This is a genomic window from Enterobacter cloacae complex sp. SHL012, from assembly GCF_049237505.1.
GTDB classification, from domain to species: domain Bacteria; phylum Pseudomonadota; class Gammaproteobacteria; order Enterobacterales; family Enterobacteriaceae; genus Enterobacter; species Enterobacter kobei.
This window is the reverse complement of the sequence record NZ_JBMKIZ010000001.1, coordinates 302,464-327,984: the sequence shown is the minus strand read 5'-3', so window position 1 is coordinate 327,984 and position 25,521 is coordinate 302,464. Positions and strand designations below refer to the sequence as shown.

The 25,521-nt window shown below is 57.0% G+C and carries 24 protein-coding genes and 2 pseudogenes; 4 read left to right on the top strand and 22 right to left on the bottom strand.

The annotated features are described in order from the left end of the window. Position 1: 1 nt before the first annotated feature. The 6 genes and pseudogenes from ACOTY9_RS01660 to ACOTY9_RS01635 all read right to left on the bottom strand — a co-directional run bounded on the left by ACOTY9_RS01660 (position 2) and on the right by ACOTY9_RS01635 (position 3,308). Entirely contained in the window at positions 2-1,030 is a 1,029-nt protein-coding gene (locus tag ACOTY9_RS01660) for a zinc-binding dehydrogenase (RefSeq protein WP_348565526.1), read from the bottom strand. 26 nt (positions 1,031-1,056) lie between these two features. After that, on the bottom strand, positions 1,057-1,575 hold the full coding sequence (locus ACOTY9_RS01655; RefSeq protein ID WP_117582039.1) for a carboxymuconolactone decarboxylase family protein: 519 nt from the start codon (positions 1,573-1,575) through the stop codon (positions 1,057-1,059). A 36-nt stretch (positions 1,576-1,611) separates the two neighbouring features. After that, positions 1,612-2,094 (bottom strand): OsmC family protein, encoded by a 483-nt coding sequence (locus ACOTY9_RS01650; RefSeq protein ID WP_348565528.1) that lies wholly within the window; start codon positions 2,092-2,094, stop codon positions 1,612-1,614. A 45-nt stretch (positions 2,095-2,139) separates the two neighbouring features. Next, a pseudogene (locus ACOTY9_RS01645) lies at positions 2,140-2,265 on the bottom strand (SDR family oxidoreductase); the annotation flags it as partial. A gap of 1 nt (position 2,266) precedes the next feature. Then, positions 2,267-2,719 (bottom strand): annotated as a pseudogene (locus ACOTY9_RS01640) (MFS transporter); the annotation flags it as partial. A gap of 127 nt (positions 2,720-2,846) precedes the next feature. After that, a complete protein-coding gene (locus tag ACOTY9_RS01635) occupies positions 2,847-3,308 on the bottom strand; it encodes a cyclophilin-like fold protein (protein WP_248189386.1) in 462 nt (153 codons plus the stop codon). Between the two features lie 116 nt (positions 3,309-3,424). Here ACOTY9_RS01635 and ACOTY9_RS01630 point away from each other — a divergent pair, with 116 nt between their 5' ends. Further along, complete coding sequence (locus tag ACOTY9_RS01630) at positions 3,425-4,324, top strand: LysR family transcriptional regulator (protein ID WP_348565529.1); 900 nt, start codon at positions 3,425-3,427, stop codon at positions 4,322-4,324. Positions 4,325-4,623: 299 nt separating this feature from the next. Here ACOTY9_RS01630 and ACOTY9_RS01625 read toward each other — a convergent pair whose 3' ends face one another. The 15 genes from ACOTY9_RS01625 to paaA all read right to left on the bottom strand — a co-directional run bounded on the left by ACOTY9_RS01625 (position 4,624) and on the right by paaA (position 17,834). Beyond that, positions 4,624-5,298, bottom strand: coding sequence for a hypothetical protein (locus tag ACOTY9_RS01625; RefSeq protein ID WP_421637294.1), 675 nt, complete (start codon positions 5,296-5,298; stop codon positions 4,624-4,626). A gap of 458 nt (positions 5,299-5,756) precedes the next feature. Continuing rightward, positions 5,757-6,545, bottom strand: coding sequence for a phosphotransferase family protein (locus tag ACOTY9_RS01620; RefSeq protein WP_348565531.1), 789 nt, complete (start codon positions 6,543-6,545; stop codon positions 5,757-5,759). A gap of 148 nt (positions 6,546-6,693) precedes the next feature. Further along, positions 6,694-7,290, bottom strand: a complete 597-nt coding sequence (paaY, locus tag ACOTY9_RS01615) for a phenylacetic acid degradation protein PaaY (protein ID WP_032636682.1) — start codon at positions 7,288-7,290, stop codon at positions 6,694-6,696. 9 nt (positions 7,291-7,299) lie between these two features. Next, complete coding sequence (gene paaX, locus ACOTY9_RS01610; protein ID WP_014883708.1) at positions 7,300-8,235, bottom strand: phenylacetic acid degradation operon negative regulatory protein PaaX; 936 nt, start codon at positions 8,233-8,235, stop codon at positions 7,300-7,302. An 89-nt stretch (positions 8,236-8,324) separates the two neighbouring features. Next, on the bottom strand, positions 8,325-9,641 hold the full coding sequence (gene paaK / locus ACOTY9_RS01605) for a phenylacetate--CoA ligase PaaK (RefSeq protein WP_014883707.1): 1,317 nt from the start codon (positions 9,639-9,641) through the stop codon (positions 8,325-8,327). 26 nt (positions 9,642-9,667) lie between these two features. Then, a complete protein-coding gene (gene pcaF, locus ACOTY9_RS01600) occupies positions 9,668-10,873 on the bottom strand; it encodes a 3-oxoadipyl-CoA thiolase (RefSeq protein ID WP_318594213.1) in 1,206 nt (401 codons plus the stop codon). Beyond that, a complete protein-coding gene (gene paaI, locus ACOTY9_RS01595) occupies positions 10,873-11,295 on the bottom strand; it encodes a hydroxyphenylacetyl-CoA thioesterase PaaI (RefSeq protein ID WP_014883705.1) in 423 nt (140 codons plus the stop codon). Before paaI ends, pcaF begins: the two co-directional genes overlap by 1 nt. Next, a complete protein-coding gene (gene paaH / locus ACOTY9_RS01590; protein ID WP_318594212.1) occupies positions 11,285-12,709 on the bottom strand; it encodes a 3-hydroxyacyl-CoA dehydrogenase PaaH in 1,425 nt (474 codons plus the stop codon). Before paaH ends, paaI begins: the two co-directional genes overlap by 11 nt. A 1-nt stretch (position 12,710) precedes the next feature. Beyond that, a complete protein-coding gene (paaG, locus tag ACOTY9_RS01585; RefSeq protein ID WP_100246810.1) occupies positions 12,711-13,499 on the bottom strand; it encodes a 2-(1,2-epoxy-1,2-dihydrophenyl)acetyl-CoA isomerase PaaG in 789 nt (262 codons plus the stop codon). Continuing rightward, on the bottom strand, positions 13,499-14,266 hold the full coding sequence (paaF, locus tag ACOTY9_RS01580; RefSeq protein WP_348565533.1) for a 2,3-dehydroadipyl-CoA hydratase PaaF: 768 nt from the start codon (positions 14,264-14,266) through the stop codon (positions 13,499-13,501). The genes paaG and paaF overlap by 1 nt, the downstream gene beginning before the upstream one ends. Further along, complete coding sequence (gene paaE / locus ACOTY9_RS01575; protein WP_045269530.1) at positions 14,263-15,333, bottom strand: 1,2-phenylacetyl-CoA epoxidase subunit PaaE; 1,071 nt, start codon at positions 15,331-15,333, stop codon at positions 14,263-14,265. The genes paaF and paaE overlap by 4 nt, the downstream gene beginning before the upstream one ends. A gap of 7 nt (positions 15,334-15,340) precedes the next feature. Beyond that, a complete protein-coding gene (gene paaD, locus ACOTY9_RS01570; RefSeq protein WP_032636692.1) occupies positions 15,341-15,838 on the bottom strand; it encodes a 1,2-phenylacetyl-CoA epoxidase subunit PaaD in 498 nt (165 codons plus the stop codon). An 11-nt stretch (positions 15,839-15,849) separates the two neighbouring features. Next, positions 15,850-16,596, bottom strand: coding sequence for a 1,2-phenylacetyl-CoA epoxidase subunit PaaC (gene paaC / locus ACOTY9_RS01565; RefSeq protein ID WP_348565535.1), 747 nt, complete (start codon positions 16,594-16,596; stop codon positions 15,850-15,852). Positions 16,597-16,604: 8 nt separating this feature from the next. Next, positions 16,605-16,892: a 1,2-phenylacetyl-CoA epoxidase subunit PaaB gene (gene paaB / locus ACOTY9_RS01560; RefSeq protein ID WP_006175064.1), complete on the bottom strand. Its 288-nt coding sequence runs from the start codon at positions 16,890-16,892 to the stop codon at positions 16,605-16,607. A 12-nt stretch (positions 16,893-16,904) separates the two neighbouring features. Continuing rightward, positions 16,905-17,834, bottom strand: coding sequence for a 1,2-phenylacetyl-CoA epoxidase subunit PaaA (paaA, locus tag ACOTY9_RS01555; RefSeq protein ID WP_014883698.1), 930 nt, complete (start codon positions 17,832-17,834; stop codon positions 16,905-16,907). Between the two features lie 282 nt (positions 17,835-18,116). Here paaA and paaZ point away from each other — a divergent pair, with 282 nt between their 5' ends. From paaZ to ACOTY9_RS01540, 3 genes are all read left to right on the top strand, one after another. Continuing rightward, positions 18,117-20,156 carry a phenylacetic acid degradation bifunctional protein PaaZ gene (gene paaZ / locus ACOTY9_RS01550; protein WP_063434439.1) on the top strand — a complete coding sequence of 680 codons (2,040 nt, stop codon included), beginning with the start codon at positions 18,117-18,119 and terminating at the stop codon, positions 20,154-20,156. Between the two features lie 204 nt (positions 20,157-20,360). After that, complete coding sequence (tynA, locus tag ACOTY9_RS01545) at positions 20,361-22,634, top strand: primary-amine oxidase (RefSeq protein ID WP_023330318.1); 2,274 nt, start codon at positions 20,361-20,363, stop codon at positions 22,632-22,634. A 118-nt stretch (positions 22,635-22,752) separates the two neighbouring features. Then, positions 22,753-23,859 (top strand): GGDEF domain-containing protein, encoded by a 1,107-nt coding sequence (locus tag ACOTY9_RS01540; protein ID WP_348565536.1) that lies wholly within the window; start codon positions 22,753-22,755, stop codon positions 23,857-23,859. A gap of 87 nt (positions 23,860-23,946) precedes the next feature. Here the strand turns inward: ACOTY9_RS01540 and ACOTY9_RS01535 are convergent, their stop codons facing one another. After that, positions 23,947-25,446: an aldehyde dehydrogenase family protein gene (locus tag ACOTY9_RS01535; RefSeq protein ID WP_250365992.1), complete on the bottom strand. Its 1,500-nt coding sequence runs from the start codon at positions 25,444-25,446 to the stop codon at positions 23,947-23,949. Positions 25,447-25,521 lie beyond the last annotated feature (75 nt).

Genomic DNA, 25,521 nt, shown 5'->3' with positions numbered 1-25,521 from the left:
ATTAATTATCCTGATTCATGGTGAGCACTATCCGGTATCGCGCCAGACCCTGCTTCAGTCTGCTGAGCGCCTCATTTGCCCTTTCAAAGGGCAGTAGCTCTGTAACAGGCAAAGCCTGAAAGAGGTGGCTGAACTGCAGCGCTCGCTCGGTTTGCGCTGGTGTGCTGACAAAGGATCCTGTCAGGGTACGTTCAGCGCCGATCATCATACCCGGTGTGACCAGCAGCGGCGTTTTTCCGGTACCCAGCAGGATCGCTTTTCCCCGTGGAGCCAGCGCAGACATGAGGGCTGAAACCATTTCTGAAGCCGGCGCCGTTGCCACAATAAAATCCACACCGCCGTCATTTTTCAGGCGTTCTGATGCGTTTTCATCAAGGATATTGATGTAGTGATGCGCACCCAGCTCAAAAGCAGCCTGCTCTTTTTCACTACCCCGCGCAATCACAGTCACCTCAAAACCCATCTTACGGGCGTACTGAACGGCCATGTGGCCAAGGCCCCCCAATCCGAGAACCGCCACTCTGTCGCCCGCCCTTGCGCCTGAATTACGCAGCGCATTGAAGGTAGCGGTACCGGCGCAAAGGATCGGAGCGGCATGCACGGCAGAGAGCGCGGAGGGAATGGCTATGAGCGCGGTATGACGCATGACAATGTACTCTGCGTAGCCGCCATCGCAGCTAAGACCGGGCGTCAGTTGGTTTTCACAGAGATGAAAAAGCCCGCTCCGGCAGGGGTTGCAATGCTGACAGTACCCACCCAGTCGCCCAATCCCTACCCGCTGACCGGTTTGCCAGATATCGGGCACCTGGTTACCCTTCCGGGTAATAAACCCGACGATTTCATGTCCCGGGATACGGCCGGACTGGCCCCCCAGCGGTGCTTTTTCCGCGTCCCGGAGATCGGCACCGCATACGCCGCATGCTTCAATTCTAACGAGCACCTCATCCGGGCCGGGAGCGGGTATTGGCCGCTCTGTCATTTCCAGTACACCGGGGGCAACGACCTGCATAGCACGATATTTTTTATTCATAAATTGCACCGGAAAATTTGGGGTTGTCAGATGGCAAGGGCGACAAGAAAACGGGACACCATGTTATAGGCGGCGACAGTAGCAACGGCTTCTACGGTCTCTTTTTCACCTAACAGGCTTTTCAGCGCACCAATTACTTTCTCCTCAACCACGACGTTCCGGGTGGACTGGTCCGTAAGATGTATCAGCAACGTTTCGGTGTCATTAAAGATGTGTGGCGCGGATGATAACCGCAGGGCTTCTGCTTTTTCAGCAGTGCCGCCTGCATCCAGATAGGCCGGGTAGTGCACGTTCCATTCAAATTCTGCTTTATTCAGCCAGGCAACGCGCAGCATGATCAGTTCCCGGTATTCAAGGTTGAGCGAAAATTCCTGACGTACCCGTACCATCAGTTCGTTCCAGCCCGTGGCCAGGGGGGCACTCTTCAGTAATACCCGGTCAATAGCTATCAGTTTTCCGCCGGGCCGACGGGCCTTTATCGCGTTGAGAAGATTGGCGTCAACGGGCTCTTCATCCTGCCAGGGGGTTACTCTTGGTGTGGTCATATCATTTTTCCTGTTGAACAGAACAATCCAGCCGCGTCAGCTCAGTGTTAAGTCACCTTCGATCAGCATATTCTTCGCCAGTAACCACCGGTTCAGAGAGGAGTCAATCACCCGCTGATGGACCCCTTCAAACTGATGCACCGTGCCGCTACCGCTTACATGGATGACATACACAAGCCTGCCGGAGGTATCCTCTGCAGGTCTGTCACCGGAGGCCGGTATACCCTTCGGAAGGTGCCCGTCAGTGTGAATTTCAAGATGCGTAAGGGCGAGACCTTCAGCCCTGGCTTCGAGAATAAAGGCGGCCATCATGCAGGCATTAAACGCAGCGAGCATCAGCTCCTGGGGGTCAGGAGCCAGCCCTTCTCCACCCAGCGAAACCGGTTCATCGGAATCGATAACATGACTTTGCAGGGCAGGCGGAGCGTTGTCTGCGGAAAAGGACTGGCAGAGCGTCCGGCTGGCCATGCCCCCCTGCCACGAGATGACAAGGTCATAATACGCAGTCTGGATTTGCATAATTACTCCAGTGCCGCACGCGGGTGAGCGCGTGCGGCATGGTTATCAGGCGTTACGGCCAGCCATCACACCGCCATCGATATCCCAGATAGCGCCGGTGACCCAGCCAGTCTTGTCAGAAAGCAGGAAAGCAACGGTTTCCGCGATATCGACCGGGGTACCCACGCGGCCGAATAGCCAGCGCCAGCGGAACACGATGCACCGGGACCAGACGCATTGCCGTCGCGGCCGACATCGACCAGAACCCGCCGACCACAATGCCAATCAGGGCCCTGCCCGCCATATAGGTCAGGTAATTGGGTGCCATCGCAATAACAGCACCGGAAATTGCCATAATGCAGGTCAGGCCGAGCAGCAGCGTTTTCCGGTTAAGCGTGCCTGCCAGCACGGAAATAAACAGGCTGGTTACCACTGCAAATGCCCCGGAAATAGCGATGCCCTGTCCGGCCATGCCTTCGGTGACACGAAGGGTCTGCGCCATCGGTGTCAGTAGGCTGACCGGCATGAATTCGGAGGCGATCAGGGCGAAGACGCACAGCGTCATGGCAAAGACACCACTCCAGTGCGCAGGCTGTTTCCCGCTTCCGGTGTTTTTTTTTCTGTTTTCGTCTGTCTTATTACTCATTCAGGGATTTCTTTTCAGTAGATAACATGAAGTCTGTGCCCCGGAGCCTTCAGCGCTGCAGGAAGCGCTGAAACGGCATACGGGGACGGGATAAGAGGGATAATCGCGGTACGGAAGGTGCTGCGGGTCAGTTGGCGACCCTGATCTGCACCGCAAGAGGTCCGTGGCGCTGCAGGACCGGCAGTCCGGAATCCACTTTCCCTAACGGGATCAGTGAACGGGCGTAAGCCCTGCCCCGGGCAAAAATCGCCAGGTCGCCCCAGGGCGCGTAGTAAGTGATATCTCCGGCTTCCGGCGTCATGCCGTCCGGTGCCTGCACCGTGGAAAGCCTGTGCGGCAGGTCGCTTATACGCTCAATATCGTCATAGTCTTCCAGCGTCAGGCTGAGGGGAAGCAAAGACGCAAAGTCCCGGCCTGTCGGCGTATCAAAGAGGGTGGCGGTGGCGGTTTCTCCCTCCACAATGATCTCAATTTTCATTAGCGTCTCCTGCGCCACCCCCCGATCGTTGTCACCCGCCATAGCGGACTGCGTGAAGAAAAGCAGGCCGACAAGGAGCATCAGTGATGCTCTGCGGTAAGCGTTTTGCATAAGGGTTAGCGTTGACTTTTTCATCGCATTATTGTTACCAATATGCAGCGGGTTAACTAGCTAATGAATACTTAATACCCTTATAAGTAAAATTTATAAATGGACCGGAAACGAGCATGGCCAGACGCAATCTTAACGACTTACTCTCTTTCGTCACCGTGGCGCGTGAGGGCAGCTTTACGCGCGCTGCCGCCCAGCTCGGCGTGACCCAGCCCGCACTGAGCCAGGCGATTTCCGGGCTGGAAGAACGGATGCAAATCCGCCTGCTGACAAGGACCACACGCAGTGTGTCAGTGACGGCTGCCGGGGAGCGCCTGCTGCAGTCTGTGGGACATCGTATTGATGAGATTGAAGCCGAGCTGGACATGCTGACGGCACTGCGTGATAAACCTGCCGGGACCGTCCGTATTACATGTGGACCTAATGTTCTGAAGACCACACTGCTGCCAAAGCTGACACCACTGTTACGCGAATATCCTGATATTCATATTGAGTTTGATGCCAACCACGGCTTCCGGGATATCGTTGCGGATCGTTTTGATGCCGGCGTGCGGCTCGGAGACACTATCGACAAAGATATGATAGCCGTACCCATTGGCCGGAAACTGCGCATGGCGGCTGTAGCTTCCCCTGAGTATTTTTCCCGGTGCGCCGCCCCTCAGACGCCACGCGATCTGATGCAACACTGCTGTATTAATGAGCGCATGGTTCAATCGGGGAAAATTTACGCCTGGGAGTTTGAGCAGGAAAACGGTAAATTTCACGTTCGGGTTGAAGGGCAACTGACGTTTAACACATCGGAACACGTCGTTGACGCAGCTCTTGCCGGACTGGGCATTGCCTTTTTACCTGAAGAGGAGTTCGGCACACATCTGCAGGAAGGAAAACTGATCCGCGTGCTTGAAGAATGGTGCCGTCCTTTTCCCGGCTACTATCTTTATTATCCCAGCCGTAAACAGCCTTCCCCAGCGTTTTCACTCGTTGTGGATGCGTTGCGTATTAACCGGAAAATTTAACGCTGAATTATCGGGCCAATATTTCAAGAACGGACGTGAACGTCCGCTTCTGGCACGGAGCGGACAAGCCAACAGCGCTGAAGGTCCGCTCAGAGCGAGGAGCGGACCTTATAACTACGAGCAAATGGACATACAGGTTATGCCGTCCACTTTAAAGAAGGACGCACTTATGAGAATTAGGATAAGAATACTCAGTGGCGTTTTTATGATTCTACTCGTTGTCGCTTTCTGATTATCGTTACCTTAGTTAGAAATACAGTTAATTCCGCCCAGTGATGAATAGTAAAAAAAAGAATAATTTATAAAACCTGACCATCTTCCCCTGCTTTTATACACCCTTCGAAGTCTATAAACTTAATAAATAAAATATTTTTCAGCGCTTCATCTCGAAACGTTTCCGGTACATTTTTTGCCGTAACGTAGTGTTCTACGAAATGGACACCATAAGGGATAATTTTAATGGTATCGTTTCTATGTTTTTTACCGCAATTAACCCCAAACAGTTCAGGGAATGTTGTTGCAGCCCATAAATCACCTTTTACATTGAAATAATCATTATTGAAATAGTGGTCTATTTTCTTTAGTTGCCTATCATCGTTAAACTTACGAATTTTAAAAGTAATCGTCCTTGTTTCTCTAACCCCTGTCTCTTGAACAAGGGAATCCATCTGTTTGTGAGATTGCACTGTTGGCCTGACTAAAAATGGTAGCAATGTTGCCACCCCAAGATTTGACGTCAAGTCTTTTGCACCTACGGTGGTATAGGTTCCTGGAACGTTATAATATAAATCAATATTATTTATTGTATAGGAGGTAAAACCTTTTGGTCTTGAAAATTCAATGAAACCGTAATATTCATTTTTGGAGTACCCTGGTATATCAGAACCATCTAGTTCATACTTTTTTGGTGAAGAACCACAGGACACAACAAACAATGCACAACCCAATATTTTAATATATTTAATAAATTCCATTTCGCCCCCTGCTAAATAACATAACAATCTACGTTACTGACACTATAGTAATATCAAACCAAAAGTGATACAAGTAGAATGCAACTTCCAAGAACTACTGGCATAACACACTGTTGAGTAACTTCCGCGCTGCTTTGGACACACAGGTGATTCTGCCCAGTTCTGCTAGTTACGCGAAATTTGGCCTGGTAAGATTGCTTTAATCGTTGAGTAATAGAACTATAAAAAGGCGGGTTTGTGCCAAAAGTTCAAAAAGAGATCATCGAACCAAAGATAGAGGCGCACCACACTGTCGAATGTCTGCAATTGGCACAAAGCGGACAAGATGACTAGGCTGAAGGTCTGTTGTGAGCGAGGAGCGTACAATCCACATCTTATGCCTGTCAACCTGAAGGGAATCCCACTTGTTGCAGGTGATTTCCGAGCACTCGGAATCTGTCCGACCGAAAAATGCATCATCAAAGCATTTTTGACGTGTTATCTAACCAGGCGGGGAGATTTTCTCTGTACCAGTTGAGATACAATTGAAAATCATTTTTCTGCCGTTCATGAAGCAATACAATTACCTCCGTAACAATCCATGCTTTAGCAATCGCAATTTCTTTAGCTAAATTATTAGGATTATAATTATGTGATAACCAGCTATAGCGCTCAGCAAACTCAATAAACTTTTGTTTAGAGCCCATTCCCTTTATAAGTGGGGCAAGATCAATCGCTGGGCTACCAATGCTGAATCTTTCCCAGTCAAAAAGAACGAAATCGCCGCCATCCCTTTTTCCCCAATTACCCGCATTACTGTCGCCGGAAATTAAACACTGACCACTAAACAGAACATCACTTGCCTGTTGAAAGTACCGTAACTGTTTTGCTGCTCTGTCCGATAATGCCAAAAGTAGGAGCGATTTTTCGAGGGCTGCTTCTGACCAGGTGTGATTGTGATAAATCCATGAAGGGTCAGGTCGGTAGCCATGTAAGCGGGACAAAACTGATAACACTTCATCTCCTCCAACTTCGTCCTGATCAACCTGGTGTGGGATATATTCCAGTCTTAACCGGCGTGTAATTGGATCGGCAAACAACATTCTTGGCGTGGAAATATCAGCTCGAGTGAGATGCTTGGCTGCGTGTTGATAAAAACTAAATTCGACATCACCCACAGGCAATTTTTCGATTACCTTATGACCAGTTTCATCCACCAGAAGCGTCACTTTGGCAGTGCCCATGCGGGATAAATTATCAACAGACATACATCTTGCCTTTAACATTGGTCGGTTGGTTAATTAAGTGGAGTTTGAGTTTAGCGCAACCTACGAGTCAAGCAGCCAGATCACATCTCTAAAGTAATCAAATTACGAGATGTAGAATGTCCGCTCCTGGCACAAAGCGGACCTCCCCCTACACCGCCGACTTCGGCCTTAAATTCTCATCAAACGTCAGCCGTTTCCGGTCAGGCTCAACCTCGCGCAGCGGCTCGACCTGGTGCATCGTCAGCTTACAGCGCTCCACCAGCACCTGATACTCCCGCGTGCCCTGCTGCTTCCAGGCCAGTTCCTGCTCGCTGAGCTCGCGGATCGCTTTGGCCGGACTGCCGATAATCAAATGGTTAGCGGGCATCTCCGCTTTCGCCTTCACGAACGCCGCCGCGCCGACGATGCTGTTTTCACCGATGACCGCTCCGTCCATTACCACCGCGTTCATGCCCACCAGCGCGTTACGGCGGATAATGCACCCATGGAGAATGGCACTGTGGCCGATATGCCCGTCCTCCTCCACCACCGTGTCCTGCTCCGGGAAGCCATGCATGACGCAGTTATCCTGAATGTTGGCGCCATCTTTCACCACAATGCGGCCAAAATCACCGCGCAGGCTGGCGTTAGGGCCGACATAAACGCCTTTACCCAGAATCACGTCCCCAATCAGCACCGCCGTTGGGTGGACGTAGCTCTCGTCAGGCACCACCGGCGTCAGACCGTCAATTTGATAAACAGGCATCTTCACTCCTTATGCGCTTGAAAGACCACCAAAGCGTTGATAGTAGAGCGTGCCGGGCACGGGCAGTTCGCCGACGGAGGTTTCCCCCTTCTCGCTGACAAACGCCAGCGCCCCCGGTGCGACACGCTGATAGATATTGATGCAGAGCTGTCGGGCGCTTTGTCCCGCCCAGTGCGCAGGCAGTAACTCCTCCGGCAACAGCGGGTCTTTTAGCACCACACGACGATAAAAGTGAATCAGCAGCAGCTGGATCTGGAAGCACCGTTCTGGCGTCAGCTCCTCCGGTGCGGCCTCTTTTAACAGCGGCAGAAGCGGCCGGAACGAAGTAATAAACGACTCATACATCGCGTTTTGCTCGGTTAGCTGCCAGCACTCTTCTACCCGTGAACGCAGCGCCGCGCGGGAGAGCGCCAGCGGCGAGTGGGCTTCAAAGAAAATGACGTTCTCCGCCACGCCAGCATCGTGAAGCAAAGATTGTACATCCGCCAGATGCTGCGACGGCGAGGCCATCAGGCTCGGCGCCAGCGTGCCAAACCCCTGCCAAATCAGCTGCTTTTTGACGTCGGCAAGGGTGGTTTTGTCCAGTCCTTCGGAGAGCAGCAACAGCCATTTTCCGTCCCAGGCGGGCAGTTCGGCGCGGTAAATCTTATTCTCCGCTCGACGGGTCAGGCGCAGCCCTTTATCGCTCAGGCGGTAAAAGCTGCGACGCCCGATGCGCGAGACGTCCAGCCAGCCCTCTTTGTTGAGGCGAAACAGCGCGGTGCGCACGAAGCGCTCGCCAAACCCCATGCCTTCCAGTAAGGCGGCGAGGCTGCCAAGCCAAATCTCGCCGCCGCGATGTGAAAGCGCGTCACCGTATAATGAGGAGATAAGCGACGTTCCGCTAACGGGAACCGAGCTAACCGCGTGCTGGATAAAGGCATCGAGTTTATTCATGTGATTCATTCTGTTGTTATTTTTGGTCTGGATGAATCATAGCATATTCCCCGCACCCTAACCCTCTCCCAAGGGGAGAGGGCTGACTTGTGGGAAACTCAACCGTTGGCCGCGACTTTACGCAAATCAAACACCCGACAGGCCTTGCCCTCTGAACGCGGGATGCTGCCGCAGTTGACTATCATCACATCGGTGGAAATCCCCACCATCGATTTAATGCGATGACGCAGCTGGTGGCACACCTGGCAACGCTGCTCGTGGGTCAGCGTTAAGCTGCTCTCTTTCAGCTCCACCTTTACGGAAAGTGAATCAAGATGTCCGCGACGGTTCACCTCCAGCTGATAGTGGGGTGAGAGATGTTCAAACTTCACAATCTCCTCTTCTAGCTGTGACGGGAAGACATTGACGCCGCGGATGATCAGCATATCGTCGCTGCGACCGCTGATCCGGTCCATGCGGCGCATGGTACGGGCGGTGCCGGGCAGCAGACGCGTCAGGTCGCGGGTGCGATAGCGGATCACCGGCAGCGCCTCTTTAGTGAGCGTGGTGAACAGCAGTTCGCCCTGCTCGCCGTCGTTCAGCGGCGTGCCGTCGTTCGGGTTGACGATCTCCGGATAGAAATGATCTTCCCAGATGGTCGGACCGTCGGCGGTTTCAATGCACTCCATCGCCACGCCCGGCCCCATCACTTCGGAGAGGCCATAAATGTCCAGCGCCGTAATCCCCAGGCGTTTTTCGATTTCACGGCGCATGGCCTGTGTCCACGGCTCGGCGCCGAATACCCCCACGCGCAGGGAACAGGTGCTGGCATCGCCGCCCATCTGACGTTCCAGCTCCTCAATCAGGTTGAGGCAATAGGATGGCGTCACCATGATCATGTCCGGCTGGAAATCACGGATCAGCTGCGCCTGTTTCTCCGTCTGGCCGCCGGACATCGGGATCACCGTCGCCCCTAAGCGCTCGGCACCGTAATGCGCGCCCAGCCCGCCGGTAAACAGACCATAGCCATACGCCACGTGAATTTTGTCCTTCGCGCTACCGCCCGCGGCGCGCAGGGAGCGGGCCACCAGGTTGGCCCAGTTGTCAATGTCGCCCTGCGTGTAGCCGACAACGGTCGGTTTGCCGGTGGTACCGGACGATGCGTGAATGCGCACCACCTGCTCCATCGGTACGGCAAACGTATCAAACGGATAGTTATCCCGCAGATCCTGCTTGGTGGTGCACGGGAATTTGCGGATATCCGCCAGCTCGTTGAAATCGTCAGGGTGAACGCCTGCGGCGTCAAACTTGCGTTTGTACATCGGCACGTTGTTGTAGGCGTGATGCAGCGTCCATTTCAGACGCTCAGTCTGCAGCGCCTGTAACTCGTCAAGGGAGGCTGTTTCAATCGGATCAAGCTTTGTTGTATTTGTCATTGTAGGGTGCTCACAGTGAAATTTGATCAAACACGCTCAAGGATCATGGCAATGCCCTGACCCACACCGATGCACATCGTACAGAGCGCGTAGCGCCCGTTGCGTCGATGCAATTCATTACTCGCGGCCAGCGCCAGTCTGGCCCCGCTCATTCCCAGCGGATGGCCCAGCGCAATCGCGCCGCCGTTCGGGTTAACGTGCGCGGCATCATCCGGCAAACCCAGCTGACGCAGGACGCCCAGCGCCTGCGCGGCGAAGGCTTCGTTGAGTTCGATGACGTCCATATCGTTGATGCTGAGACCGGCACGCTCCAGCACCCGGCGGGTGGCAGGCACCGGTCCGAGCCCCATTAAACGTGGCTCCACGCCTGCCGTTGCCATCGCCACGATCCGCGTGCGGGGGATTAATCCCTGCGCCAGCGCCATTTTCTCGCTGGCGATGATTAACGCCGCCGCGCCGTCGTTGACGCCGGACGCATTCCCCGCCGTCACCACCCCGTTCTTACGGAACGGCGTTTTCAGCCCGGAAAGCTGTTCGAGCGTGATCTCTGCGCGCGGATGTTCATCCACGATGAATTCGGTGACCGTCCCTTTTTTACCCGGTACCCGTACCGGCACGATTTCCTGCGCCAGAATGCCGTTCTGTTGCGCCAGAGCGGTTCGTTGCTGGCTGCGCAGCGCGAACGCGTCCTGATCGGCACGGCTGATATTTAACAATTCAGCTACATTCTCTGCCGTTTCCGGCATACTGTCAGTTCCGAATTGCTGATGCATGAGCGGATTCACAAATCGCCAGCCGATGGTGGTATCAAAGATCTCCGCCTGGCGCTGAAACGCGGCGGTGGCTTTTCCCATCACAAACGGTGCGCGGGACATGGACTCGACGCCGCCCGCCATCAGCAGGTCGCCATCACCTGCTTTAATAGCGCGAGCAGCGAAGCCTATTGCGTCCAGACCCGAGCCGCACAGGCGGTTAATGGTGGTTCCGGATACCGTCTGCGGCAGACCGGCCAGCAGCGCCGACATTCGCGCCACGTTGCGGTTATCTTCCCCCGCCTGGTTGGCGCACCCGAAAATCACATCATCAATCCGTTCCAGGTCGAGCTGCGGGTAGCGGTCCAGCAGCGCACGCAGCGGTACGGCACCGAGATCGTCCGTTCGCACGGCAGAAAGCGCGCCGCCGTAGCGCCCCACTGGCGTTCGAACGCCATCACAAATAAATGCGTCACGCATCAGGCCTCTCCTGTGACAGTGCCGCCGATGCGGTGTGATTTTCCGCGGAACAGGGCGACGGTTTTCTGTTGCTGGTTCTGAATTTCAATGTCGTACACGCCGGTCAGTTTGCCCTGATGCATCACCCGCGCGGTGGCGGTGAGCTTATCTCCGGCAAAGCCCGGACGCAGAAAATCGATCGAGCAGCCGGAGGCCACCGCCGCCAGCCCCTGGCTGTTGCAGGCGTAGGCAAAGGCGGTGTCTGCCAGCGAAAAAAGTTGGCCTCCGTGACAGGTTTTGTGGCCGTTGAGCATCTGCGGGGTGATGGTCATCGTCACCACCGCGTAGCCCTCGTCCATATCGACAATGTCCATCCCCATCGCCTGCGCGCAGGCGTCCTTTTCGTACATCGTGCGGGCGTTATGCCAGGCGTTATGACTCATAGCTACTCTCCAGAAGCGCCCGCTGGCGCAGCAGTGAACAGGGGCGATAACGTTCTTCGCCGTAATGTCGTTGCAGGTTCTCCAGCAGGGTCAGCAGGCGCTGCCAGCCCAGACGCTCGCCCCAGGCGATCGGGCCGCTCGGGTAGTTCACGCCCAGACGCATGGCGGTGTCGATGTCCTTCTCGCTGGCGACCCCCTTTTGCAGGGCATCCAGCGCTTCGTTAGCAATCATTGCCAGCGTGCGCCAGACCAGCAGACCGGGATAATCGGCAATTTGCACCACCCGGAGACCCTGCTGTTGCAGGTAGCGGATGGCTTTTTGCGTCGCGGTGTGCGGGTTGCTGGCGGCCGCCGCAATCACCGCCACGTCACGCTCAATACGGTCTACCACCACTACCGGGCCGTTGAGGCGCAGCGCCAGTGCCTGAGCGGTTTCCCCCTGCGTTTCAACCAGATACACATCATCAATTTCCGTGACACCGTCACGTATTTTTTCCACGCGCATCGGGCTGTAGCTGTCATTTACGGTCTCAACCCACTGCACGATGGGTTTCTCCCCCTGCCAGTCGTAAACCCCTTTTCCGCTCTTTTTACCCAGCCTTCCGGCCAGCACCAGCTCCTGCTGCATCAGCGAAGGCAGGAAACGACGCTCCTGCCAGAAGGCGTTAAACACCGAGCAGGTCACCGCAAAGTTCACGTCCTGACCAATCAGGTCGGTCAGCTCCAGCGGCCCCATCGGAAAACCGCCGCCCTCGCGCAGCGCAGCGTCAATCACCTCCGGTGGAGCGACCTGCTCTTCCAGCGCACGCCAGGCTTCGGAATAAAACGGGCGCGCGACGCGGTTGACGATGAACCCAGGCGTTGACTGGCAGCGAACGGGTTGTTTACCCCAGTTCAGCGCCAGTTCACACAGCGCGTCTGCCACTTCCGCAGAGGTCGCCAGCCCGCTGACCACCTCCACCAGCTTCATCACCGGCGCGGGGTTAAAGAAGTGCAGCCCCGCCACGCGCTCCGGATGATTCACGTCTGCCGCAATCGCCGTGACGGAAATGGACGATGTATTGCTGGTCAGCAGCGTCTGGGGCGGACAGATCTCCGCCAGCTGCGCAAACAACGCCTTTTTCACCTCCAGCCGTTCGGAGGCCGCTTCAATCACCAGTTCGGCCCCAGAAAGCGCGGTGATATCCGTCACCGGAAGCAGTCGGGCCAGGATCTGGGCGCTGGCATCGGCGGAGAGCTTTCCGCGCGTTACCCGGGAGGCCAGACGCTGGCGAATCCCGTCGATGGCGCGTGAAATCGCATCGCCAGCGATGTCGTAAAGCAGAACCTGATGGCCGTGGCTGGCGGCAACTTCGGCAATGCCCGCGCCCATCGTGCCGCTGCCAATCACGGCAACCGTGCGTATGTTCAGCATCTTATTTCCCCGTAAAGTTCGGCGTGCGCTTCGCCAGGAAAGCGCTGACGCCCTCGCGGTAGTCGTCGCTGCGACCGGCCAGACGCTGATAGTCGCGCTCCAGGTCAAGCTGGGCATCCAGGGTGTTAGTTTCCGCGGCGTTGATGGCCTGCTTGATCAGCCCCAGCCCAAAGGTTGGCTGAGACGCAAAGTGCAGCGCCATCTGCTGCGCGGTAGTGGAGAGCTGGTCGTCATCCACCACCTGCCAGATCATTCCCCACGCCTGCGCCTGTTCGGCGCTGAGTTTATCGCCGAGCAGCGCCAGTCCCATGGCGCGGGCACGTCCGGCCACGCGTGGCAGTAGCCAGGTGCCGCCGCAGTCCGGCACTAAGCCGAGCTTGCTGAAGGCCATCACAAAGTTGGCGGAACGGGCGGCAATCACCATGTCGCAGCCGAGCGCCAGCGTGGCGCCCGCGCCGGCCGCTACGCCGTTGACTGCACAAATGACCGGCTTCGGCAGTTTTGCCAGGCGGCGTACCAGGGGGTTATAGAAGGTTTCAACCGACATCCCCAGGTCCGGTGCCGGGCCGTTGGGGTCGACGTTGCGGTCGTTCAAATCCTGCCCGGCACAGAAACCGCGCCCTGCGCCGGTGATCAGCAGGCAGCGGATGGTGTCATCGCGCTCGGCCTGTTTCAGGCATTCTGCAAGCTGCTGATGCATCACGTCATTAAAGCTGTTCAGACGCTCCGGACGGTTCAGCGTAATGGTCATTACGCCCTGTTCTACTTGACTGAGAATACATTCCACAATTAGCGTCCTTTAAAGTCGGGGGTACGTTTTTGCAAGAAAGCGTCGATACCTTCCCGGCGGTCTTCGGTGGCAGAGAGCAGCGTAAAAAGCTGACGCTCCTGCATCAGGCCAGCCTGCAGTGGCACCTCCTGAGACTGACGAAGCGCCTGTTTCGCCGCCTGTAGCGCCAGCGGGGAATGGCGCGCCATCACTGCCGCCTGCTTCAGGGCATACTCCAGCGTCAGGGATGCCGGGAAGACATCGCTGACCAGCCCGGCGCTCTTCGCCTGCTGCGCAGTAATGCTCTCTCCGGTCAGCACCATTTTGCTGGCAAGGGATTTACCGACGCTGCGGATCAGTCGCTGGGTACCGCCCGCCCCCGGCATAATGCCGAGGGTGATTTCCGGCAGTCCAAATCGTGCGTTATCCCCGGCAATCACCACGTCGCACAGCAGCGCAAGTTCACATCCGGCGCCCAGCGCGAAACCGTTGACGGCGGCGATCAGCGGTTTGTTAAACGCGTTAATGCGCGCCCACAGTTGCGGGCGGATATCGTTCAGGGTGGCGGGCAGGTCTTTCTCTGCCATTTCGTTGAGATCGGCCCCGGCGGCAAAGCAGCGTTCGTTGCCGTAGATCACACAGGCCGAGATGTCGGCATCAACCGCAGCGCTTTCCAGCGCGTCGGCTAATTGCGTCAACAGGGCGTTATTCAGGGCATTACGCGCCGCCGGACGGTTCAGCGTCAGCTGCAGCACGCGGCCATGACGGGTAACAGTCAGTTCGCTCATGCCATCCCCTTTGCGTCAAAGTCGACGATCACGTCGGCGGTGAGCGGCAGTGACTGACAGCTCAGCACATACCCGGCGGCCAGCTCGTCCGGCTCCAGACTGTAGTTGGTCGCCATGTCCACCTTCCCGCGCAGCACTTTGCATTTACAGGTCGCGCACACGCCGCCTTTACAGGCATAAGGCAGGTCCGCCCCCTGACGCAGGGCAGCATCGAGGATGCTTTCGTCGTCTGCCGTCAGGGTAATTTCGCGGTCGCGCCCGTCCTGTCGCACGGTCACTTTCTGCCCTTCCGCCTGCACGTTTACCGTGCGTTTCACGGCGGTCCCCGGCGTATTAAAGCGTTCAAGGTGAATGGATTTTTCCGACATACCCAGCGCCTTCAGCGCGGCTTCGGCCTCGTCCATCATCGACGACGGGCCGCAGATAAACGCGTCGTCGTACTGACGGAAGTTGATCAGGGTTTTCGCCAGCGCCTGCAGCTTTTCCCCGTCGATGCGGCCATACAGCAGATCGCTGTCCAGCCGCTCCTGGCTAAAGATGGAGACCAGCTGCAGCCGCTGCGGATATTTATCTTTCAGGTCCGCCAGCGCCTGGCGGAACATCATGCTCTGGCTGCTGCGGTTGCCGTAAATCAGAGTGAAATGGCTGTTCGGTTCGGTGGCCAGCGTGGCGGAGAGGATCGCCAGCATCGGGGTGATGCCGGAGCCTGCGGCTATCGCCAGGTAGTGGCCTTCACGTTCGGCCTGCGGCTGATAGCCAAATTGCCCCTGCGGAACCATCACCTCCAGCGCCATGCCTGCTTTGATCTCATCCCGGGCATAGCGGGAAAAACGCCCGCCTTCGATGGCTTTGACCGCCACGCTGATCTCACCCGGCGCGGTACTCCGGCAGATGGAGTAACAGCGGCGCAGCTCGTCCCCGCCCAGCTTCGTTTTCAGCGTCAGGTGCTGTCCGGGGCGAAAGCGGTAGGCTTCCTGCAGCGCCTGCGGCACCGCAAACGTGATGGTCACCGCGTCGCGGGTTTCGGGTTCCACTTTTGCCACTGTTAATGAATGAAACGTTGTCATGGCAGCCTCAAATGCATTTGAAATAGTCGAAGGGTTCGCGACAGGTGTTGCAGCGGTAAAGCGCTTTGCAGGCCGTCGAACCAAATTCACTGATTAGCGCGGTGTCGGTGCTGGCGCAGCGCGGGCAGCTCACCTCCGCCGGGGCGTGCGCGTGGCAGCTATGCCCCACGGGCGGGCTGATGCCGTAAGCCCGCAGGCGTTCGCGCGCGTCGGCGGTCATCCAGTCGGTGGTCCAGGCAGGGTCAAGCTGGAGCACAATGTGCACCGGGGTAAAGCCATGCGCGGTCATCACGTCGCGGATCGCCCCCAGCAGGTGTTCCGTTGCCGGGCAGCCCGAATAGGTTGGCGTGAAGCCAATCACCCAGCCTTCCCCCTGTGCCTTCACGCTGCGCACCATGCCTAAATCGGTGATGGTTAATACCGGCACTTCCGGGTCCGGGATCTGGCTTAACAGCGACCAGATCTGCGGGATTTGCGCCGGTGCGATGTCGACGAGACGTTGCATAGCCTTCTCCTTTACCACTGCTGACCGGGATACGCGCGCTGGAGATACTGCATTTCTGCCAGCATCGGCCCCAGATGTTCGGTATGCAGCCCCTTCTTACCCCCGCTGCGGTACGCCACCTCGTCGGGTACGCTCAGGCTGGCTTCTTTAAGACCGGCATACACTTCGCTTTCCCACGGCTGGCGCAGGGTGCGTGGGGCCACCGCCACGCCGGAATGTATCAGCGCCAGCTCAACGTCATCGGCGTCAAACAGCTCTGCCGTAAAGCGCCACAGGTTATCGATGGCCTGCTGCATTTTTTGTGCGGACGTTTCGGTCCCGTCGCCCAGGCGTACCAGCCAGCCGCGGCTAAAGCGCAGGTGGTAGCGCGCCTCTTTGATCGCTTTGGCGGCGATGGCGGCAAGCTGGCCGTCAGTGCTGCGGGTCAGGCGCTCATACAGCGCCACGTTCCAGGCATCCATCAGGTACTGACGGGCAATCGTGTCGGCGAAATTGCCGTTGGGCTGCTCCACCAGCAGGACATTGCGGAACTGGCGCTCGTCGCGCCCAAACGCCAGGGTATCTTCGTCGCCCTCACCTTCACATTCAGCGGCGTAGGCCAGGAAATTGCGCGCCTGGCCCAGCAGATCAAGACCGATATTGGCCAGCGCGAGATCGATCTCCAGCTCCGGCGCGTGGCCGCACCAGGCACCCAGACGCTGGGAGAGCACCAGACCGTTGTCGCCCAGACGCAGGGCATAGGCTGTGACTGTTTTCATCCTTCGCCTCACATGTGCTCGATGCCATCGGGGATGGTGTAGAACGTCGGATGGCGGTAAACCTTGCTTTCCGCCGGATCGAAAAATTCGCCGCTCTCTTCCGGCTGGGAGGCAATAATCTCGCTCGCCTTCACCACCCAGATAGAACATCCTTCACTGCGACGAGTGTAAGCATCGCGCGCATTTTCCAGCGCCATGCGATCGTCGGCGGCATGCAGGCTGCCCACGTGACGGTGGGACAACCCTTGTTTGCTGCGTACGAACACTTCGTACAGCGGCCAGTAGACATTGCTCATGATTATTTCCTCTTATGCGGCCTGACGGGCGCGTTGTTTTTCTGCGTGGGCCAGGGCGGCTTCCCGCACCCACGCCCCGTCTTCCCAGGCTTTACGTTTCGCGGCCAGCCGTTCGTGGTTGCAGATGCCGCGCCCGTTAATCACCTCTTCAAATTCCTGCCAGTCGATTTCGCCGAAGCGGTAGTGACCGCTCTCTTCATCAAAACGCAGGTCAGGATCCGGCACCGTCATGCCCAGCATCGCCACCTGCGGCACCGTGTTGTCGACAAAACGCTGACGCAGCTCGTCGTTTCCGAAGCGTTTGATTTTCCAGGCCAGACTGCGGGCGCTGTTTGGCGAGTTATCGTCGTTCGGCCCGAACATCATCAGCGCAGGCCACCAGAAGCGATTGATGGCGTCCTGCAGCATCTGGCGCTGCGCCTCACTTCCCTGGGCCAGCGCCATGCAGGCTTCAAAGCCCTGACGCTGGTGGAAGCTCTCTTCTTTGCAGATTTTCACCATCGCCCGGGCATACGGACCGTAAGAGGTGCGGCACAGCGCCACCTGATTGACGATGGCAGCCCCGTCCACCAGCCAGCCGATGACACCGATGTCGGCCCAGCTCAGGGTGGGATAGTTAAAAATGGAGGAGTACTTCATCTTGCCGTCGAGCATCTTCTGGTAGATGTCTTCCCGTGCGCAGCCCAGCGTTTCTGCCGCGCTGTAGAGGTAAAGTCCGTGTCCGGCTTCATCCTGTACTTTCGCCAGCAGAATCGCTTTTCGGCGCAACGTGGGTGCGCGGGTGATCCAGTTACCTTCCGGCAGCATGCCGACGATTTCGGAATGCGCATGCTGACCAATCTGGCGGATCAACGTTTTACGGTAGGCGTCAGGCATCCAGTCCTGAGGCTCAATCGCCGTCTCCTGCGCTATGCGCTGCTCAAACCGTTGTTCTTGCGTCACGTCATCACCTTTATGATTCGTTAGTTTGCAAATTAAAGCGAAATGATGAATCACTTTTTTTAAAAGTTACACAAAGGTTAAATATAACCCCAAGAATTGTTTCCTTGTTTTGTGATGGTGCTCGCAAGGCTTTTGCTATCGCCCTTGCAGAAAGCGGTCTGACGGGCTGCAATTCATCAGGCCAGATCACAGCATTAACAATTCATTAAAATCTCAGCTTGCTTTTTATGATTCATAATTAAACTATTAATGGTGAAATTACGTAACACTTGGAGATAAGCGATGCAGCAGTTAGCCAGCTTCTTGTCCGGTACCTGGCAGTCTGGCCGGGGCCGTGAACGCGCCATTCATCACGCCATCAGCGGCGAAGCATTGTGGGAAGTCACCAGCGAAGGGCTGGATATGGCGGCCGCTCGTCGCTATGCGATTGAGCGCGGTGGCGAAGCGCTTCATAAGATGACCTTTATTGAACGTGCAGCCATGCTGAAAGCGGTAGCGAAACACCTGCTTAGCGAAAAAGAGACGTTCTATGCCCTCTCCGCCCAGACCGGGGCGACGAAAGCGGACAGCTGGGTGGATATTGAAGGCGGGATCGGCACCCTCTTTACTTACGCAAGCCTGGGCAGCCGGGAGCTGCCGGATGACACGCTGTGGCCGGAAGATGAGTTGATCCCGCTGTCAAAAGAAGGCGGTTTTGCCGCTCGCCACGTTCTGACCTCGAAATCCGGCGTGGCGGTACATATCAACGCCTTTAACTTCCCCTGCTGGGGGATGCTGGAAAAGCTGGCGCCGACCTGGCTTGCCGGGATGCCCGCCATCATTAAACCGGCCACCGCCACCGCGCAGGTGACACAGGCGATGGTGAAATCTATCGTGGACAGCGGACTGGTGCCGGACGGCGCCATTAGCCTGATTTGCGGCAGCGCGGGAGACCTGCTTGACCATCTCGACAGCCAGGACGTGGTGACTTTTACCGGCTCCGCCAGTACCGGGCAAAGCCTGCGCGTTCACCCGAATATTGTGGCGAACGCGATACCGTTCACCATGGAGGCCGACTCCCTGAACTGCTGCGTGCTGGGTGAAGACGTCACGGCGGAGCAGCCGGAGTTTGCCCTGTTTATCCGGGAAGTCGTTCGCGAGATGACCGCCAAAGCCGGACAAAAATGTACCGCTATCCGCCGTATCATCGTCCCCCAGAATCAGATTGATGCCGTCAGCCAGGCGCTGATTGCCCGGCTGGAAAAAGTGGTGGTGGGCGATCCGGCGCAGGACGGGGTGAAGATGGGCGCCCTGGTGAATGCCGAACAGCGCGCCGACGTGCAGGAGAAAGTGGACCAGTTGGTTACGGCGGGATGCCAGATCCGTCTGGGTGGCAAAGCGGATTTACAGGCCGCGGGCGCGTTCTTCCCACCGACCCTGTTGTTCTGTCCGCAGCCGGACGAAACCCCTGCGGTGCACTCAACTGAAGCTTTCGGCCCGGTAGCGACGCTGATGCCGTATCGCCACACAGAGCACGCGATGGCGCTTGCCCGCGCGGGCGGCGGCAGCCTCGCAGGAACGCTGGTTACCGCTGATTTAGCCCTTGCCCGCCAGTTCATTGCCGGTGCGGCACGTGCCCACGGTCGTATTCAGATCCTCAACGAGGAATCATCCAAAGAGTCCACCGGCCACGGCTCCCCGCTGCCGCAGCTGGTGCACGGCGGTCCGGGTCGCGCGGGCGGCGGTGAGGAACTGGGCGGCCTGCGCGCGGTGAAGCACTACCTGCAGCGCACGGCGATTCAGGGCAGTCCGACCATGCTGGCGGCCATTGGCAAGCAGTGGGTGCGCGGCGCAACCGTGCAGGAAGATCGCGTGCATCCGTTCCGAAAATACTTTGAGGAGCTGCAGCCGGGCGACAGCCTGCTGACGCCGCGTCGCACCCTGACGGAAGCGGATATTGTGAACTTTGCCTGTCTGAGCGGGGATCACTTCTACGCCCATATGGACAAGATTGGTGCGGCAGAGTCGATCTTTGGCGAACGGGTGGTTCACGGTTACTTCCTGATCTCCGCCGCAGCGGGACTGTTCGTCGATGCGGGGGTCGGACCGGTGATTGCCAACTACGGTATGGAAAACCTGCGCTTTATCGAGCCGGTCAAACCGGGCGACACCATTCAGGTGCGCCTCACCTGCAAACGCAAAACGCTGAAGAAGCAGCGCACCGCGGAAGAAAAACCGACGGGCGTGGTGGAGTGGGCGGTTGAGATTTTCAACCAGCACCAGCAGGCCGTAGCGCTCTACTCCATCCTGACGCTGGTGGCGCGCCAGCGGGGTGAATTCTAACACCTTACCTTCACCGCCTTCCCTGCCGGGTGGCGCGATGCTTACCCGGCCTACGACGACCTGCCGGGTGTGACACCGTCCCGCTCTTTTTTTAACCTGGCAAGTGCAACAAATAACCTGGCAGATGCAGGCAAACGCTTTTCTCAGGCGTCTGTCAGGATAAGGCTGACACAACACAATAAACACAACAAGATGAGGTCTACGATGGGAAGCAATTCTTCTTTTTCTGCCCGTAGAACGGCACTGGCCATGGCCGTTGCGCTGTGTTGCGCCTGGCAATCCCCTGTTTTCGCCCACGGCAGCGAGGCGCATATGGTCCCGATGGACAAAACGCTGCAGGACTTCGGCGCAGACGTGCAGTGGGACGATTACGCACAGATGTTCACCATTGCGAAAGACGGCGCCTTTGTGAAGGTCAAACCGGGCGCAAAAACCGCTATCGTCAACGGTAAAACCCTCACGCTTGAGGTGCCGGTGGTGATGAAAGGCAACAAGGCCTTTATCTCAGAGACGTTCATCAACGATGTTTTCCAGTCCGGTCTCGATCAGACCTTCCAGGTTGAAAAAAGTCCTCACCCGTTAAACGCGCTCACGGCAGACGAAATTAAGCAAGCCGTAGAGATTGTTAAAGCCTCTGCGGATTTTAAACCGAATACCCGCTTTACCCAGATCGCCCTTGCGGAGCCAGAGAAAGCCAAAGTGTGGGACTATGTGCTCAACGGTACGGCAGTCGATGCCCCTCGCCAGGCGAAGATCGTCATGCTCGAAGGAAAGCATGTCATCGAGAGCCTGGTGGATCTGAAGGATAAAAAAATTCTGCGCTGGGAACCGGTCAAAGACGCGCACGGTATGGTGCTGTTGGATGATTTCACCGCGGTTCAGCAGATCATTAACGACAGTACCGAATTTGCTGAGGTGCTTAAAAAGCACGGCATAACCGACCCGAAAAAAGTGATTACCACGCCGCTGACCGTCGGCTATTTCGACGGTAAAGATGGCCTTAAGCAGGAAGACCGTTTGCTGAAAGTGGTGAGCTATCTGGATGTCGGCGACGGCAACTACTGGGCACATCCGATTGAAAACCTGGTGGCGGTGGTCGACCTTGAGCAGAAGAAGATCCAGAAGATTGAAGAAGGCGCCGTTATCCCGGTTCCTCTGACCCCGCGTCCCTATGATGGCCGCGACCGCATAGAGACACCAAAAAAACCGCTCGACATTATTGAACCGGAAGGCAAGAACTACACCATAACCGGCGACAGAGTGCACTGGCAGAACTGGGATTTCCACCTGAGCCTGGACTCGCGCGTGGGCCCGATGATATCAACCGTCACGTATAACGACAACGGCAAGAAACGTCAGGTGATGTATCAAGGGTCGCTCGGCGGCATGATTGTCCCTTACGGCGATCCGGACGTGGGCTGGTACTTTAAAGCCTATCTCGACTCCGGCGACTACGGCATGGGCACCCTGACCTCGCCGCTGGTGCGGGGTAAAGACGTGCCGTCCAACGCCGTGATGCTCAATGAAACCATCCCGGACTATACCGGCGCGCCGATGGAGATCCCGCGCGCAATCGCCATTTTCGAACGCTATGCGGGGCCGGAATACAAGCATCAGGAGATGGGTCAGCCAAACGTCAGCGCCGAGCGTCGTGAACTGGTGGTGCGCTGGGTGAGTACCGTCGGTAACTACGATTACATCTTCGACTGGGTATTCCATGAGAACGGCACCCTCGGCATTGATGCTGGCGCGACGGGTATCGAAGCCGTGAAAGGCGTTCAGGCCAAAACCATGCATGACGCCACCGCCAAAGACGATACCCGTTACGGCACGCTGATTGACCACAACATTGTGGGCACCACGCACCAGCACATCTATAACTTCCGTCTTGATATGGATGTCGATGGTATTAACAACAAGCTGGTGGCGATGGATCCGGAAGTGAAACCCAATACCGCCGGTGGCCCGCGCACCAGTACCATGCAGGTCAATCAGTACGACATTGATACCGAACAGCAGGCGGCACAGAAATTTGACCCGGGCACTATTCGCCTGCTGAGCAACACCCGTAAAGAGAACCGCATGGGCAACCCGGTCTCGTATCAGATTATCCCCTACGCGGGCGGCACCCACCCGGTGGCAACCGGCGCGAAATTTGCCCCGGATGAGTGGATCTACCATCGCCTGAGCTTTATGGATAAACAGCTGTGGGTGACCCGTTACCATCCGGATGAACGCTATCCGGAAGGTAAATTCCCTAACCGCTCCATCCACGACACGGGACTGGGACAGTACAGCAAAGATAACGAGTCGCTTAACGATCAGGATGACGTAGTCTGGATGACCACCGGCACGACCCATGTCGCCCGTGCGGAAGAGTGGCCGATCATGCCAACGGAATGGGTGCATGCCCTGCTTAAACCGTGGAACTTCTTCGACGAGACGCCAACGCTCGGAAAGAAAAAAGACGAAAAATAACCCACCGCCGGGCAATCGCCCGGTTTTTTTTGCCCTGCCGTTTGAGGATCGTCCATGCTTGCTTATAGTTACAGATATCTCACCTGCATGATTTATCCCCCGGACGGGAAAGGGCTTTATGGAAAAAAGAAAAAAACCGACACTGGAACGCGCTACCTGGCCGACGCGCCACGCGATGATCATGCATGGGCTGGCGATGAACCTGCCCTGGCTGGCGTTCGTCAACGTCAGCTTCGCCGTGATGATCCTGCTGCGACACGTCCTGCTTAAGGCCAGCGATCCGCTTTATCCTCATATACCGCAACTGACGACCCTGGTCGATGCCTCGATGCTCGGCATTATTATCCTCTCTGCCGCGTTGATCCTGATGGCCTGGCGGCGTATTGCGGGTATCAGCGTGGTGCTCTTTATCTGTAGCGCCATCTGGTCGGTATCCTGTTTTTTGTTTATTACCTATTTGCTGCTGCCCCACGTCTGGCCGCTGTGCGTGATTTTGTTACTCGCAGGGTTAACGGCGCTCTACTTTTACCCTGAGGGATTACTCGCCTTTGTGCTTCCGCTCTGGATCACCCTTCCGGTCGCAAACTGGGTACTCAACGATGGCCTCAACCTTCACTTTGTCATCATCTGGAGCGTGTTTACCCTGATCCTGATCTGCGGGCGTTTTATCCTGTTGAGCTGGTTTGATGAAGCCTGGCGTCGTAATCAGCAAAATCAACTGTTGATCTCACGGCTGGATGCGCTGGCGCATCAGGATCCGCTAACCAAAACCGCCAACCGCCGGAGAATGGAGGTGGTGCTGGAAAACGCGGTTGAGCAGAAGAAACCTTTCTCGCTGATTATGCTGGATATCGACTATTTCAAACGCTACAACGACACCTACGGCCATCAGGCGGGTGATGACTGCCTGACGCGCGTGGCGCGGGTGCTGAAGCAGTCGGTACGAACGCCGGACGACGTCGTATCACGTTACGGCGGCGAGGAGTTTGTGGTGATCCTTTTCAATTGCCCGCTAAACATCGCAGAAAAGGTTGCCATGCGTATTCAGGACGGGCTGCGCACGGAGGCCATACCGCATGGCGCCTCGACGGTCAGCGACCATGTGACCGTGAGCATGGGGATTGCCGGCATGACGGAGGGGTTAGCCGGCACCGAAATAATCGCCCGCGCCGATGCGGCGCTTTATCGGGCGAAAGAGGCCGGACGGGATCGGTGGTCGCTTTGAATAATGCCGGGTGGCGCTGCGCTTACCCGGCCTACAAAACCAGAGAAAGTAGGCCTGGTAAGGCGTAGCCGCCACCCGGCTTGTTTCTTAATACCGCACGCAAACCGACTTCGTCTCACACCATCCGTCCAGCCAGTCCGGGCCAAAGTCGCGACCGGTGCCGGACTGCTTCATGCCGCCGAACGGCAGGTTGGCGTCGATCAGCGTATGGCTGTTTACCCAGACGGTGCCCGCCTGCAGCCTGTCGGTGTACTCCAGCGCCTTGCTGATATTCTGCGTCCAGACGCTGGCGGTCAGGCCATATTCGGTGTCGTTTGCCAGCTGAAGCGCCTCTTCACCATCGGCAACGCGCACCAGATTGACCACCGGGCCAAACACCTCTTCGCGGGTTAAGCGCAGCGCGGCATCCGGGTTGACCACCAGCGTCGGCGAAACGTAATAGCCTTTCCCTTCCGGGCCACGGTTACCGACAATCAGCTCTGCGTGGCGAGATTGCGCTTCATCGAGGAAAGTCTGCACCTTGTCACAATGCGCACGCGACACCAGCGGGTTGATAAATGCTTCCGGGGACATGCCCGGCCCGACGCTCAGGGATTTCACCGCCTGTTCGAAGCCGCTGACCAGCGTGTCAAACAGCGGCGCTTCAATGTAGATACGGGAACTCGCCGCACACACCTGCCCCTGGTTCAGGAAGCTCCCGGTCATCAGGCCTTCGATCACCCACGCCGGGTCCGCATCTTTGAGTACGATAGCCGGGTTTTTGCCCCCCAGTTCCAGGGTCACGCCTGTCAGGGTATCTGCCGCCGCGCGGGCAATTTGCTTGCCCGTCGCCGTTGAGCCGGTAAAGCTCACCTTTGCAATATGCGGATGCGAGGTCAGCGCTGCGCCGCACACCGCGCCGCTCCCGGTCACCACGTTGAATACCCCGTCCGGAATGCCCGCTTCACTGGCCAGTTCCGCCACGCGCAGCATGGTCAGCGGCGTGGTTTCTGATGGCTTGATGACAATCGAGCACCCCGCCGCCAGCGCAGGCATCACTTTCCACATCCCAATCATCAGCGGGAAGTTCCAGGGCACAATCCCGGCCACCACGCCAACCGGCTCTTTACGTGTCCATGCCTGATAACGCGCCCCCTGTGGCAGGGGAATAGAAAGGTCGAGGGTTTTGCCTGCGATTTTGGTGGTCAGCCCGGCGGTATAGCGCATCCAGTTCAGGGTACAACCCACTTCAAAGAGACGGGAAATGTTAATCGATTTCCCCTGCTCCAGCGTTTCAAGCTGGGCCAGCTCCTCGCTGTGCTGTTCAACCAGATCGGCGAAACGGAGCAGGATCCGCTCGCGCTCCGCCGGTAATTTTCCGGCCCAGTTGCGGGCAACAAAAGCACGCCAGCCGGACATGACGGCACGGTCAACGTCATCGACGCTGGCATCGGCCGTCGAGGCAATCACCTCGCCCGTGGCCGGGTTATAGACGTTGAGCCGCTTTTCGCTGTCCGACGCGGCCTGACGCCCTTCAATCCACAGGCCATGATGTCGGTCTAAAAACTGCTGCACGGCAGGCTGAATAGCCACCTGGGATTCGGACATAGGATACTCCTTCGTTATTATTCGCAGGGTGTTCATCCAGTCTAAGAGGGGTTTCGCATTCTCGCTTTTGTCTCT